Origin of the sequence: Pseudomonas paraglycinae (genome assembly GCF_021601625.1) — a bacterium.
GTDB lineage: Bacteria > Pseudomonadota > Gammaproteobacteria > Pseudomonadales > Pseudomonadaceae > Aquipseudomonas > Aquipseudomonas paraglycinae.
The window spans coordinates 25,356-39,284 of the sequence record NZ_BQHR01000006.1; the positions used below are offsets into that span (position 1 = coordinate 25,356).

General features: G+C 61.2%; 14 protein-coding genes. 10 read left to right on the forward strand and 4 right to left on the reverse strand.

Annotation, left to right across the window (positions count from 1 at the left end; genetic code table 11):
• Positions 1-20: 20 nt before the first annotated feature.
• The 4 genes from L6D82_RS10470 to L6D82_RS10485 all read left to right on the forward strand — a co-directional run bounded on the left by L6D82_RS10470 (position 21) and on the right by L6D82_RS10485 (position 3,829).
• Positions 21-914, forward strand: coding sequence for an SMP-30/gluconolactonase/LRE family protein (locus L6D82_RS10470; protein ID WP_236188949.1), 894 nt, complete (start codon positions 21-23; stop codon positions 912-914).
• Between the two features lie 57 nt (positions 915-971).
• Positions 972-1,943 (forward strand): TRAP transporter substrate-binding protein, encoded by a 972-nt coding sequence (locus L6D82_RS10475; protein WP_236188951.1) that lies wholly within the window; start codon positions 972-974, stop codon positions 1,941-1,943.
• Between the two features lie 78 nt (positions 1,944-2,021).
• The gene (locus L6D82_RS10480) at positions 2,022-2,549 is read left to right on the forward strand and encodes a TRAP transporter small permease (RefSeq protein ID WP_129974002.1); all 528 of its coding nucleotides are present in this window, start codon (positions 2,022-2,024) and stop codon (positions 2,547-2,549) included.
• The gene (locus tag L6D82_RS10485) at positions 2,549-3,829 is read left to right on the forward strand and encodes a TRAP transporter large permease (RefSeq protein WP_011334824.1); all 1,281 of its coding nucleotides are present in this window, start codon (positions 2,549-2,551) and stop codon (positions 3,827-3,829) included. The genes L6D82_RS10480 and L6D82_RS10485 overlap by 1 nt, the downstream gene beginning before the upstream one ends.
• 47 nt (positions 3,830-3,876) lie before the next feature.
• Here the strand turns inward: L6D82_RS10485 and L6D82_RS10490 are convergent, their stop codons facing one another.
• From L6D82_RS10490 to L6D82_RS10500, 3 genes are read right to left on the reverse strand one after another with little or no spacing between them, the layout of a single operon-like run.
• On the reverse strand, positions 3,877-4,677 hold the full coding sequence (locus L6D82_RS10490) for a sulfite exporter TauE/SafE family protein (RefSeq protein WP_102718258.1): 801 nt from the start codon (positions 4,675-4,677) through the stop codon (positions 3,877-3,879).
• A gap of 9 nt (positions 4,678-4,686) precedes the next feature.
• Positions 4,687-5,931 (reverse strand): NAD(P)/FAD-dependent oxidoreductase, encoded by a 1,245-nt coding sequence (locus L6D82_RS10495; RefSeq protein WP_236188954.1) that lies wholly within the window; start codon positions 5,929-5,931, stop codon positions 4,687-4,689.
• Between the two features lie 38 nt (positions 5,932-5,969).
• Positions 5,970-6,308 (reverse strand): ArsR/SmtB family transcription factor, encoded by a 339-nt coding sequence (locus L6D82_RS10500; protein ID WP_007952897.1) that lies wholly within the window; start codon positions 6,306-6,308, stop codon positions 5,970-5,972.
• 98 nt (positions 6,309-6,406) lie between these two features.
• On the opposite strand from L6D82_RS10500, the gene L6D82_RS10505 reads away from it, so the two are divergent.
• Both L6D82_RS10505 and L6D82_RS10510 read left to right on the forward strand, forming a co-directional pair.
• Positions 6,407-7,270 (forward strand): MBL fold metallo-hydrolase, encoded by an 864-nt coding sequence (locus L6D82_RS10505; RefSeq protein WP_236188956.1) that lies wholly within the window; start codon positions 6,407-6,409, stop codon positions 7,268-7,270.
• Positions 7,271-7,397: 127 nt separating this feature from the next.
• A complete protein-coding gene (locus tag L6D82_RS10510; RefSeq protein ID WP_236188958.1) occupies positions 7,398-8,258 on the forward strand; it encodes a tyrosinase family protein in 861 nt (286 codons plus the stop codon).
• 14 nt (positions 8,259-8,272) lie between these two features.
• Here L6D82_RS10510 and bkdR read toward each other — a convergent pair whose 3' ends face one another.
• The gene (gene bkdR / locus L6D82_RS10515) at positions 8,273-8,761 is read right to left on the reverse strand and encodes a Bkd operon transcriptional regulator BkdR (RefSeq protein ID WP_085602691.1); all 489 of its coding nucleotides are present in this window, start codon (positions 8,759-8,761) and stop codon (positions 8,273-8,275) included.
• 185 nt (positions 8,762-8,946) lie between these two features.
• Between bkdR and L6D82_RS10520 the strand changes: the two genes are divergently transcribed.
• The 4 genes from L6D82_RS10520 to lpdA are packed head-to-tail and all read left to right on the forward strand — an operon-like array spanning position 8,947 to position 13,901.
• Complete coding sequence (locus tag L6D82_RS10520) at positions 8,947-10,182, forward strand: 3-methyl-2-oxobutanoate dehydrogenase (2-methylpropanoyl-transferring) subunit alpha (RefSeq protein ID WP_236188960.1); 1,236 nt, start codon at positions 8,947-8,949, stop codon at positions 10,180-10,182.
• A gap of 1 nt (position 10,183) precedes the next feature.
• Entirely contained in the window at positions 10,184-11,242 is a 1,059-nt protein-coding gene (locus L6D82_RS10525; RefSeq protein WP_003224000.1) for an alpha-ketoacid dehydrogenase subunit beta, read from the forward strand.
• The gene (locus L6D82_RS10530; protein WP_236188962.1) at positions 11,243-12,523 is read left to right on the forward strand and encodes a dihydrolipoamide acetyltransferase family protein; all 1,281 of its coding nucleotides are present in this window, start codon (positions 11,243-11,245) and stop codon (positions 12,521-12,523) included.
• 4 nt (positions 12,524-12,527) lie between these two features.
• Positions 12,528-13,901, forward strand: a complete 1,374-nt coding sequence (gene lpdA / locus L6D82_RS10535; RefSeq protein ID WP_236188964.1) for a dihydrolipoyl dehydrogenase — start codon at positions 12,528-12,530, stop codon at positions 13,899-13,901.
• The last annotated feature ends 28 nt before the right edge of the window (positions 13,902-13,929 follow it).

The window sequence follows — 13,929 nt, forward strand, 5'->3', positions numbered from 1 at the left end:
CACAAACCAAGGGAATGAGTATGCAAGCCGAATTGATCGTCGACGCCCGCAACGCGGTCGGTGAAAGCCCGGTCTGGGTGCCACAGGAAAACGCCTTGTACTGGGTCGATATCCCCAACGGTGGTCTGCAACGCTGGAGCGCCGACACTGGCCACGTCCATGCCTGGAAGACTCCCGAAATGCTTGCCTGCCTCGCCCGCCACAGCGAGGGCGGCTGGGTGGCCGGTATGGAGAGCGGGTTCTTTCAATTGCAACCGCACAGCGATGGCAGCCTCGACAGCGAGCAACTGGCGAGCGTCGGACACAGCCGTCAGGACATGCGTCTGAACGACGGTCGCTGCGACCGTCAGGGCCGGTTCTGGGCCGGCAGCATGGTGCTGAACATGGGCCTGAATCTGCCCGAGGGCCGGCTCTATCGTTACGGTGCCGGGCAAACAGGCGTGATCGAGGCACAGCTTGCTGGCTTCATCGTGCCCAACGGTCTGGGCTTCAGCCCGGACGGCAAAACCATGTACCTGTCGGACTCGCACCCGAACGTGCAACTGATCTGGGCTTTCGATTACGACACCGAGACAGGCACACCCTCCAACCGCAGGGTGTTCGTGGACATGAACCATTTTTATGGCCGCCCCGACGGCGCAGCCGTGGATGCCGATGGCTGCTACTGGATCTGCGCCAACGACGTCGGCCTGATCCATCGTTTTACCCCCGACGGTCGCCTTGACCGCTCGCTGCAGGTACCGGTGAAAAAACCCACCATGTGCGCCTTCGGCGGCAGCCGGATGGACACCTTGTTCGTGACTTCGATTCGCCCCGGCGACGACCAGGATCCGCAATCGCTGGCCGGCGGCGTGTTCGCCCTCAACCCCGGCATAAAAGGCCTGCCGGAGCCATTGTTCGACGACCTGCTGTAACCCCCTGCTGCATCGCTGTGCCTTGAACACAAAAATAACAAGACTGGAGAACCCCTCATGGACTTCAAACGCACGTTGCTCGCCGCCGCTCTCCCCCTCGCGCTCACCTTCGGCAGCGCCGCCCATGCGCTGGAAATCAAATTCGCCGACATCCATCCCGCCGGTTATCCGACCGTGGTCGCTGAAGAACAGTTGGGCAAGACCCTGGTTGCCGAAAGTGACGGCAAGCTGACCTTCAAAATGTTTCCTGGCGGCGTGCTCGGCTCGGAAAAGGAAGTGGTCGAACAGGCTCAGGTCGGCGCCATCCAGATGGCCCGCGTCAGCCTCGGTATCGTCGGTCCGGTGGTGCCGGACGTAAACGTGTTCAATATGCCGTTCGTGTTCCGTGATCAGGCGCACATGCGCAAGATCATCGACGGTGAAATCGGTGACGAAATCCTCGACAAGATCAGTAACTCCGAATTCAACCTCGTGGCGCTGGCGTGGATGGATGGCGGCACGCGCAACATCTACACCAAGAAACCGGTGCGCAGCCTCGAAGACCTCAAGGGTATGAAAATCCGTGTGCAGGGCAACCCGATGTTCATCGAAACCATCAACGCCATGGGTGGCAACGGGATCGCCATGGACACCGGCGAAATCTTCAGTGCGCTGCAGACCGGCGTTATCGACGGCGCGGAAAACAATCCGCCGACCCTGCTTGAACACAACCACTACCAGAACGCCAAGTTCTACAGCCTGACCGGGCACCTGATCCTGCCCGAGCCCATCGTGATGTCGAAAATCACCTGGGAAAAACTCAGCCCCGATCAGCAGACCCTGGTGAAAAAAGCCGCCAAGGCTGCGCAGGCCCAGGAGCGCACCTTGTGGGATGCCAAGTCGGCCAGCAGTGAAGAGAAACTCAAGGCCGCCGGCGTCGAGTTCATCACCGTCGACAAGAAACCCTTCTACGAGGCCACCGCTTCGATCCGCGAAAAATACGGCGCGCCCTACGTCGACCTGATCAAACGCATCGAAGCCGTTCAGTAACCTCCCTGCCCTCAATACAAGGCCCGGCAGCGCTGGCGTCGCTCGACGCTCACGCCTGCCCGGTTACGGTGGAACCCGATGAAGAATTTGCTGCTGCGCATCAATGACCGGATTTACATGGCCTGCATCTGGGTCGCCGGTCTGTCGGTGCTGACCATTTCCCTGATCATTCCCTGGGGCGTGTTCGCCCGTTACGTCCTCGGCACCGGCTCAAGCTGGCCGGAGCCCACCGCCATCCTGCTGATGATGGTCTTCACCTTCATCGGTGCCGCCGCCAGCTATCGCGCCGGTGCGCACATGGCGGTGGCGATGGTCACCGATCGCCTGCAACCGAAGATGCGCCGAACTATGAGCATTATTTCACAAGTGCTCATGGGCACCATCTGCCTGTTCATGACCATCTGGGGCACCAAACTGTGCCTGTCGACGTGGAACCAGTTCATGAGCGCCCTGCCGACATTGCGGGTCGGCATCACCTACATGCCGATCCCCGTGGGTGGTGCGCTGACGCTGATTTTCGTGCTGGAAAAACTGTTGCTCGGCGATCAAAGCAATCGCCGCGTGGTGCGGTTCGACCTGGTTGAAGAAAACGAAGGGGCTGCCTGATGGACGCATTGATTCTGCTGGGCAGTTTTATCGCACTGATCCTGATCGGCATGCCGGTTGCCTATGCGCTCGGGTTGTCGGCGCTGATCGGCGCGTGGTGGATCGACATCCCGTTTCAGGCCTTGATGATCCAGGTGGCGGGCGGGGTGAACAAATTCTCCCTGTTGGCGATTCCGTTCTTCGTGCTGGCGGGCGCGATCATGGCCGAGGGCGGCATGTCGCGACGGCTGGTGGCGTTCGCCGGGGTGCTGGTGGGGTTCGTGCGTGGCGGGCTGTCGCTGGTCAACATCATGGCCTCGACCTTTTTCGGTGCGATTTCCGGCTCGTCGGTGGCCGACACCGCGTCGGTAGGTTCGGTGCTGATCCCGGAAATGGAGCGCAAGGGCTACCCTCGGGAATTCTCCACAGCGGTCACCGTCAGCGGTTCGGTACAAGCCCTGCTGACCCCGCCGAGTCACAACTCGGTGCTCTACTCGCTGGCGGCCGGCGGCACCGTTTCCATTGCGTCGCTGTTCATGGCCGGCGTGGTGCCGGGCCTGCTGATGAGCGCGTGCCTGATGGTGCTGTGCCTGATTTTCGCGCGCAAACGCGACTATCCCAAGGGCGAAGTGATCCCGCTGCGCGAAGCCTTGAAGATCTGCGGCGAAGCGCTGTGGGGGCTGATGGCGATGGTGATCATTCTCGGCGGGATTCTGTCGGGGATCTTCACGGCCACCGAGTCGGCGGCCATCGCCGTGCTGTGGTCGTTTTTCGTCACCATGTTCATCTACCGCGACTACAAATGGAGTGAGCTGCCGAAACTGATGCATCGCACGGTGCGCACCATTTCCATCGTGATGATTCTGATCGGCTTCGCCGCCAGTTTCGGCTACATCATGACCCTGATGCAGATCCCGGCGAAGATCACCACGCTGTTCCTGACCCTGTCCGACAACCGCTACGTGATCCTGATGTGCATCAACGTCATGCTGCTGTTGCTCGGCACCGTGATGGACATGGCTCCGCTGATCCTGATCCTCACGCCGATCCTGATGCCGGTGATCCTCGGTATCGGCGTCGACCCGGTGCAGTTCGGCATGATCATGCTGGTCAACCTCGGTATCGGCCTGATAACTCCACCGGTGGGCGCCGTGCTGTTCGTGGGTTCGGCGGTGGGCAAGGTCAGTATCGAAAGTACGGTGAAGGCGCTGCTGCCGTTCTACGCCGTGCTGTTCCTGGTGCTGATGCTGGTGACCTACGTTCCAGCGCTGTCGCTGTGGTTACCGCATCTGGTGTTGTAACGCTAACGCTGTGGCGAGGGCGCCAGGTCCTCGCCACAGGTTTTGTCTCACGCACACAGCAACATGTAAGCGGCGACCACCAGACATACGCTGGCGAACCCCACCTGCAACGTCCTTGCCGGCACTCGCGCGCAGAGTTTGCGGCCGATAATCATGCCGACGATGCTGGCGAAGATGAACGACGCGCCCAGCTGGTCGATGCGCACCCCGGCATGGAACGCGCCGATCACGCCGATCGCGGAAATCAGGCTGATGACCATCAAGGACGTGGCGACGATGCCGCGCATCTGCACATCGGTCAGTTGCTTGAACGCCGGCACGATCAGAAACCCGCCGCCCACCCCCAGCAACCCGGACACCACGCCGGTGACCGCGCCGAGCGCCGCGAGGGTCGCGGTGCATTTGGCGGTCCAGTCGAAACGGCCGGTCTGTTCATTGAGCATGCAGTTTTTCTGGCCCCAACTGGCGTGGCCATGGTCGCTCGGTCCCTGCTGCTGGCGTTCGCGGCGCAGCATGCGCCACGCCACCATCACCATCAGCAGGCTGAACAGGATCATCAGGACCTTTTCCGGCAACTGATGGGCGAAGTAGATGCCCACCGGTGAAAACACCGCGCCGAGCGCCGCGATCAGTAGCGCCGCGCGATAACGCACTAGACCATGGCGCAATCCATCGATCGCGCCGACCGCCGCTGCGCTACCCACCGCAAACAACGCCACCGGCGCCGCCTGCGTCATCGTCCAGCCCAGCCCGAGCACCAGCGCCGGTACGGCGAGAATCCCGCCGCCGGCCCCGGTCAGTCCAAGGATCAACCCCATCACCACGCCAAACAGGCTTGCCAGCAACATAGTGTGTTCTCAGTCGACCCTGGACAGACTTGTCAGCCATTCGCGGCCCTTGAGCATGCCGTTCCAGTAGAACCACGGCAGCAGCGTCGCCTTCAGCCACCACGCGGAGCGGCGCGGCACGGTCGGGTCGAGGGGAAAGGTCGGCAGCAGTTTTCCGCCATAGCCGAACTCGGCGAGGATCACCTTGCCCTTCTCCACCGTCAGTGGGCAGGAGCCGTAGCCGTCGTACTTCAGTGGCAGCGCCAGATCCTTGCGCAGGGCCAGCAGGTTTTCCGCCACCACCACAACTTGCTTGCGCACTGCCGCGGCGGTTTTCGCATTGGTGGTGCCGCAGATATCGCCCAAGGCAAACACTTCGGGATAGCGCGGGTGTTGCAGGGTGTGCGGGTTGACCTCGCACCAGCCGGCGGCATCGGCCAGCGGACTTTGCGCGATGAAATCCGGTGAAACCTGCGGCGGAACGACGTGCAGCAGATCGAAAGTCTTGGCCTGGCGGGTGACGTTACCCTCCGCATCCTTGACGTCGAACCAGGCGGTTTTCGCCGGGCCGTCGACCTTCACCAGATTGGAATTGAACGCCAACCGCGCGTTGTATTTGTCGATGTACTTCATCAGCGGCGGCACAAAGGTCGGCACACCGAATAACGCAGCTCCGGCCAGATTGAACTCGACCTCGACCTTGCTCAGCACGTTGCGCTTGAGCCAGTGATCGCAGGACAAGTACAGCGCCTTTTGCGGCGCGCCGGCACACTTGATCGGAATCGGCGGCTGGGTGAACAGCGCTTTGCCGCCGCTCAGTTTCTGCACCTGATCCCAGGTGTATTGCGCGTGCTGATAGCTGTAGTTGGAGGTGACGCCGTGCTGGCCGAGGCTGTCCTGCAAGCCTTCGATCTTCTCCCACGCCAGGCGCAGGCCGGGGCAGACGATCAGGTTCTGATAAATGACCGTGCGTTGATCGTTGAGGGTGAGACGGCGCTGGTCGGGGTCGATGCCGGTCACGGCTGCCTGAATCCAGGTGGCCTGACGCGGCATCACCTTGTTCATCGGTCGGGCGGTGTCTTTGGCATCAAAGGCGCCACCGCCGACCAGCGTCCACGCCGGCTGGTAGTAATGCAGGGTGCTCGGCTCGATCACCGTGATTTTCAGGCCGGGATCGCGCTTGAGCAGGCTCGCGACAAAACCGATGCCGGCAGTGCCGCCGCCGATGACCACGATGTCCGCACTGATGGATGGGCCCCAGTGTTGATCGTTCATTGTTTGTTCCTTATGGCTGCACGCAAGGATAGCCGGGTCTATTGCGCCCAGCTTTTGAGCACGGCTCCGCAGTAGAGTCCCGAGAGGGTTTTCATCACCTGGATCACTTCGTGACTGGCGAGACCGTAAAAAATGTACTTGCCTTCACGACGGGTCGCGACCAGCCCTTCATCGCGCAGGATGCCCAGTTGCTGGGACAGGGTCGGCTGACGCACGCCGGTCATTTTCTCCAGCTCGCCGACGTTGCGCTCGCCCTGGGTCAGCTGGCACAGGATCAGCAGCCGATCTTCGTTGGCCAATGCCTTGAGCAGCGAACAGGCCTTGGAGGCCGACGCGCGCAGTTGGGCGACTTCACATTCGGTCAGACTGGATTGCATTTGCAGGATGCCTTCAACGTCACTTAAGCTGCGGACATTATGTGTTTACATAAAGTGTTGCAACCTGACTTTTCACCTTCCTGCACAGGACCGCGTCCATGCCCGCGCTGATTGAAGCTTTCCTCGACCCCGCCTCTTCGACCTACAGCTACGTGGTCTACGAGGCCGACGGCGGGCAGTGCGCAATCGTCGATCCGGTGCTTGATTACGACGGCGCCGCCGGCCGCACCTGCACGGCTCAGGCGGACAAGATCATCGCCTTCGTTCGCACCCATAACCTGCAAGTGCAATGGCTGCTGGAAACCCACGCCCACGCCGATCACTTGTCCGCCGCGCCGTACCTGCGCCGGGAACTGGGCGGGAAAATCGCGATCGGCGAATCGATCAGCAAAGTGCAAAACGTGTTCAAGGCGCTGTTCAACCTGGAACCGGAATTTCGCGTCGATGGCTCGCAGTTCGATCACCTGTTCGCACCCAACGAGTCGTTCCGGATCGGCAATCTCAAGGCCACCGCCCTGCACGTCCCCGGCCACACCCCGGCGGACATGGCTTACCTGATCGACGGCGAACAGATCCTGGTAGGCGACACGCTGTTCATGCCCGACGTCGGCACCGCCCGTTGCGACTTCCCCGGGGGCAACGCGCATCAGCTGTTCAATTCGATTCACAAGCTGCTGGCCTTCCCCGCCAGCGTGAAGCTCTACGTCTGCCACGACTACCCGCCGCAAGGTCGCGACTCGCAGTGCCAGACCACCGTGGGTGAACAGCGCAAAAGCAATATCCACGTGCATGACGGCGTCGACGAAGCCGCGTTTGTCGAGATGCGCACCAAGCGCGATGCAGGGTTGGGCATGCCGACGCTGTTGCTGCCGGCGATTCAGGTGAATGTGCGCGCAGGAAATTTGCCGCCGGCGGAAGGCAATGGCGTTGTCTACCTGAAGATTCCGATCAACTCCGTGTAAGAAAAAATCATTGAAGGAACCGGAAACAAGGGGATTCGTACCTGTCACGTCGGATCCCATGAACTGGGCGTAATCTCGGCCGACAGGCAGACTTCATGGGGTAATCAACCCATGGAGATTTGGCAATATGGATATTCGCCGTAACCATCGCGACCTGACGCCGGAACAGAAACACGCCTTCGTAAATGCCATTCTGATACTGAAAAACCAGACGCCCAGCGTGCTGCGCCCGGGCCAGCAGAGTCGCTACGATGACTTTGTACAGATCCACAAGAATTCCATGGGACGAGGTAACCCGATCTTCCCCAACCCCCATGGAACCCCTTTATTTTTTCCCTGGCATCGCGTCCTGATTCGCCAGTTCGAACTGGAACTGCAAGCCGCCGCAGACAACCCGACCATCACGCTGCCGTACTGGAACTGGAGCATGAATGGTGCGGATGACCCCTTTACTGACGATTTCATGGGCAGAGACGGCGACCCGACGCAAAACCAGCGGGTAACCATTGGCCCGTTTGCCCTCGAGCGTCGTTTATTCGGCATAAAGGTCTGGGATGGTGAGACAGGAGATCCTGGCTTGCGGCGCAACTTTGGAGCAGGCCCCTCACCGCTCCCCTCTGCGCTGGATGTCGAAACCTTATTGAACAGAACGCCCTACTGGCTCGAGCCGACCGGATGGGAAAACCTGACGGAAATAATGCACAACGATGTGCATGCCTGGGTTGGAGGCAACATGGGTGAAGCCTCCTCTCCCAACGACCCGCTGTTCTTCTTGCACCACTGTTATCTCGACTATCTCTGGGAGCGCTGGAAGCGCAAACACCCGACCGAGCCGGTGATCGCATTTCCCGAGAACGCACCACACGGGATGCTCGGTTCAACGCTGATGTTCAATCCGGACAATGAACCTGCGCCCTGGCTTCAGCCTTTCAGGGTGGAACAGACCTTGAACACGGCAAGTCTGGATTACGGCTATGCCGATCTCTGATCAGGGCTGAGCACTCAGCTCCCGAGGATCAGGCCATTGGCCGGTAATGGTAGTGCCGTTTTGTAGCGCACCTGCTTGAGGGCAAAGCTTGACCGGATGTTCGCCACGCCGGGGACTTTGGTCAGAAAGTCCATCATGAAGCGTTCAAGCGCCTGAATGGTCGGCACCAGCACGCGGATCAGATAGTCCGGGTCGCCGGCCATCAGGTAGCACTCCATGACTTCGGGGCGGTCGGAAATCGCCTCTTCGAAATGCTGCAGCGCTTCCTCTACCTGTTTCTCGAGACTGACGTGGATGAACACGTTGACGTGCAGCCCCAGCAGGTCGGCGTCCAGCAGGGTTACCTGCTCGCGGATCAGCCCCAGTTCTTCCATCGCCTTGACCCGGTTGAAGCACGGCGTCGGCGACAGATTGACCGAACGGGCCAGATCAGCGTTGGTGATGCGCGCGTTCTCCTGAAGGCTGTTGAGAATGCCGATGTCGGTACGGTCCAGTTTGCGCATGAGACAAAACCACCTGCTTTTTATGTTTATGCAGAATTTCTATCTGCAAATGATCTTCAGCGCAACGAAACAGAGAGAAATATTCTTCTTGCCCGGGCCTATGATTGTTGTAGGACAAGATTTCTTTTATCGAAGAATGACTGCCAGCTCACTACAAGAAATTCACAAGATCGAGCGTAGAAGCCATGACCCAAGCGTATGAACCGCTGCGTCTGCACGTCCCTGAACCCTCGGGCCGCCCAGGCTGCAAAACCGATTTCTCCTACCTGCATCTGACCGATGCGGGCACGGTGCGTAAACCTTCCATCGACGTTGAACCGGCCGACACTGCCGACCTGGCTCGTGGCCTGATCCGCGTGCTCGACGACCAGGGCAACGCTCTCGGCCCGTGGGCTGAAAACGTGCCGGTCGAGATCCTGCGCAAAGGCATGCGCGCCATGCTCAAGACCCGGATCTACGACAACCGAATGGTGGTCGCCCAGCGTCAGAAAAAAATGTCGTTCTACATGCAGAGCCTTGGCGAAGAAGCCATCGGCAGCGCCCAGGCCCTGGCCTTGAACATCGACGACATGTGCTTCCCGACCTACCGCCAGCAAAGCATTCTGATGGCCCGCGACGTACCGCTGGTCGACCTGATCTGCCAACTGCTGTCCAACGAGCGCGATCCGCTCAAGGGCCGTCAACTGCCGATCATGTACTCGGTCAAGGACGCAGGCTTCTTCACCATTTCCGGCAACCTCGCCACTCAGTTCATTCAAGGCGTGGGCTGGGGCATGGCCTCGGCGATCAAGGGCGACACCAAAATCGCCTCGGCCTGGATCGGCGATGGTGCCACCGCCGAATCGGACTTCCACACCGCCCTCACCTTCGCCCACGTTTATCGTGCGCCGGTGATCCTCAACGTGGTCAACAACCAGTGGGCGATCTCGACCTTCCAGGCCATCGCCGGTGGTGAAGCCACCACCTTCGCCGGACGCGGCGTCGGTTGCGGCATCGCTTCCCTGCGGGTCGATGGCAACGATTTCTACGCGGTCTACACCGCCTCCGCCTGGGCTGCAGAACGCGCTCGCCGCAACCTCGGCCCGACCATGATCGAATGGGTCACCTACCGCGCCGGCCCGCACTCGACCTCCGACGATCCGTCCAAATACCGTCCTGCCGACGACTGGAGCCACTTCCCGCTGGGCGACCCGATTGCCCGCCTGAAACAGCACCTGATCAAGGTCGGCCACTGGTCGGAAGAAGAGCACGCCGCCGTCAGCGCCGAGCTCGAAGCCGAAGTGATCGCCGCACAGAAACAGGCCGAACAGTACGGCACCCTGGCCGGCGGCCAGATTCCAAGCGCCGCGACCATGTTCGAAGACGTCTACAAAGAGATGCCGGAGCACTTGAAGCGCCAGCGTCAGCAGTTGGGGATCTGACATGAACGATCACAACAACAATATTCAGTTGGAAACCGCCATGACCACGACCACCATGACCATGATCCAGGCCCTGCGCTCGGCCATGGATGTGATGCTTGAGCGTGACGACAACGTTGTGGTGTTCGGCCAGGACGTCGGCTACTTCGGCGGCGTGTTCCGTTGCACCGAAGGCCTGCAGACCAAGTACGGCACCTCGCGGGTGTTCGACGCGCCGATCTCCGAGAGCGGCATCGTCGGTGTCGCCGTGGGCATGGGCGCTTATGGCTTGCGCCCGGTCGCCGAGATTCAGTTCGCCGACTATGTGTATCCAGCCTCTGACCAGATCATTTCCGAAGCCGCCCGTCTGCGTTATCGCTCGGCCGGCGAGTTCACCGCGCCGATGACCCTGCGCATGCCTTGCGGCGGCGGCATCTACGGCGGCCAGACCCACAGCCAGAGCATCGAGGCGATGTTCACTCAGGTCTGCGGTCTACGCACGGTCATGCCTTCCAACCCGTATGACGCCAAAGGCCTGCTGATCGCCTCCATCGAAAACGATGATCCGGTGATCTTCCTCGAGCCGAAACGCCTGTACAACGGCCCGTTCGACGGCCACCACGACCGCCCGGTAACCCCGTGGTCGAAACACCCGCAAGCCCAGGTGCCGGACGGTTACTACACCGTGCCGCTGGACGTGGCCGCCATCACCCGTCCGGGCAAGGACGTAACCGTGCTGACCTACGGCACCACCGTTTACGTCTCGCAAGTTGCGGCTGAAGAAAGCGGTGTTGACGCCGAAGTCATCGACCTGCGCAGCCTGTGGCCGCTGGACCTGGAAACCATCGTCAAATCCGTGAAGAAAACCGGCCGTTGCGTCGTGGTTCACGAAGCCACCCGCACCTGCGGTTTCGGCGCCGAACTGGTGTCGCTGGTGCAAGAGCATTGTTTCCACCACCTGGAAGCGCCGATCGAACGCGTCACCGGTTGGGACACCCCCTACCCGCACGCGCAGGAGTGGGCGTATTTCCCTGGGCCGTCCCGAGTGGGCGCGGCACTGAAACGGGTCATGGAGGTCTGAATGGGCACGCACGTTATCAAGATGCCGGACATCGGCGAAGGCATCGCAGAAGTAGAACTGTCGCAGTGGCACGTCAAGGTCGGCGATCTGGTCGTTGAAGATCAGGTGCTGGCGGATGTGATGACCGACAAGGCAATGGTCGACATTCCGTCGCCAGTCAACGGCAAGGTGATTGCGCTGGGCGGTCAGCCGGGTGAAGTGATGGCGGTCGGCAGTATTCTGATCAGCATCGAGGTTGAAGGCGCAGGCAATCTGAAGGAGTCGGACAAACCGGCACCTGTGGCGGCGAAAGAAACTCCAGTCGCAACCAAAGTTGAAGCTGTCGTTGAAAGCAAACCTGCTCCCGCCGCACCACGTCCGGCAGCTGCCGTTTGCCAGGGTCCGATGGTTGCTCGCCAAGCCGATGAGCGTCCGCTGGCCTCGCCGGCCGTGCGCAAGCATGCGCTGGACCTGGGCATTCAATTGCGTCTGGTGCGCGGTTCCGGCCCGGCCGGTCGCGTGTTGCACGAAGACCTCGACGCCTATCTGGCGCAAGGTCAGTCGAACGCTTCGGCGCCGGTCGCCGCCGCGTACACCCAGCGCAACGATGAAGAGCAGATTCAGGTTATCGGCATGCGCCGCAAGATTGCCCAGCGCATGCAGGACGCCACTCAGCGTGCCGCGCACTTCAGTTATGTCGAGGAAATCGACGTCACCGCGATTGAAGAGCTGCGTGCCCACCTAAACGAAAAACACGGCGCGAGTCGTGGCAAGCTGACCTTGCTGCCGTTCCTCGTGCGCGCACTGGTCGTCGCCCTGCGCGACTTCCCGCAAATGAACGCCCGTTACGACGACGAAGCCCAGGTCATCACCCGCCTCGGCGCGGTGCATGTCGGCGTCGCTACCCAAAGCGATGTCGGCCTGATGGTGCCGGTGGTGCGTCACGCCGAAGCGCGCAGCCTCTGGGACAGCGCGGCGGAAATCTCCCGCCTCGCCAACGCTGCCCGCAACGGCAAAGCCAGCCGCGATGAACTCTCCGGCTCGACCATCACCCTGACCAGCCTCGGCGCCCTCGGCGGCATCGTCAGCACCCCGGTGCTGAATCTGCCGGAAGTGGCGATCGTCGGCGTCAACAAAATCGTCGAACGCCCGATGGTCGTCAAAGGCCAAGTGGTGATCCGCAAGATGATGAACCTCTCCAGCTCCTTCGATCACCGCGTGGTCGACGGCATGGACGCGGCGCTCTTCATCCAGGCCATTCGTGGCTTGCTCGAACAACCCGCGACCCTGTTTGTGGAGTGATGGCATGCAAACTCTGAACACCACGCTGCTGATCATCGGCGGCGGCCCCGGCGGTTACGTGACGGCCATTCGCGCCGGGCAACTGGGCATTTCGACCATTCTGATCGAGGGCGAATCGCTGGGCGGCACCTGCCTGAACATCGGCTGCATTCCGTCGAAAGCGCTGATTCACGTAGCCGAGCAGTTTCACCAGACTCAACACCACAACCAGCATTCAGCACTGGGCATCAGTGTTTCGGCGCCGACCCTCGACATCACCAAGAGCGTCGAATGGAAGGACGGCATCGTTGATCGCCTGACCACCGGCGTCGCCGCGTTGCTAAAGAAGAACAAGGTTCAGGTCATCAATGGCTGGGCCAAGGTCATCGACGGCAAGACCGTGGAAGTCGGCGACACCCGCATCCAGTGCGAACACCTGGTGCTGGCCACCGGTTCGAAAAGCGTCAATCTGCCGATCCTGCCGATTGGCGGGCCGATCATATCGTCCACCGAGGCGCTGGCGCCGAAGTCGGTGCCGAAACGCCTGATCGTGGTGGGCGGTGGTTACATCGGTCTGGAGCTGGGCATTGCCTATCGCAAGCTCGGCGCCGAGGTCAGTGTGGTCGAGGCACAGGATCGGATCCTGCCGGCCTACGACGCCGAACTGACCCAACCAGTGCACGACGCGCTGAAGCAACTGGGCGTGAAGCTGTACCTGAAGCACAGTGTGCTGGGCTTCGACGGCATGTTGCAGGTGCGCGATCCGAACGGCGACACCCTGAATCTGGAAACCGATCAGGTGCTGATGGCCGTTGGTCGCAAACCCAATACCCAGGGCTGGAACCTTGAAGCGTTGAACCTGGACATGAACGGCTCGGCGATCAAGATCGACAGCCGCTGCCAGACCAGCATGCGCAACGTCTACGCCATCGGCGACCTGAGCGGCGAGCCGATGCTGGCTCACCGCGCCATGGCTCAGGGCGAAATGGTTGCCGAGCTGATCAGCGGCAAGACCCGCGAATTCAACCCGACCGCCATTGCTGCCGTGTGCTTCACCGACCCGGAGCTGGTGGTCGTCGGCAAGACCCCGGACGAGGCCAAGGCGGCGGGACTTGACTGCATCGTGTCGAACTTCCCGTTCGCGGCCAATGGCCGGGCGATGACGCTGGAATCGAAAACCGGCTTCGTGCGGGTGGTCGCCCGTCGGGACAATCATGTGATTGTCGGCTGGCAGGCGGTGGGTGTCGGGGTATCGGAATTGTCGACTGCGTTCGCGCAAAGCCTGGAAATGGGCGCGCGACTGGAAGACATCGGCGGCACCATCCATGCGCACCCGACCCTGGGCGAAGCGGTGCAGGAAGCGGCGTTGCGTGCCCTCGGCCACGCGTTGCACCTGTAACGCTCGGTCGCAGATCATTCCCACGCTC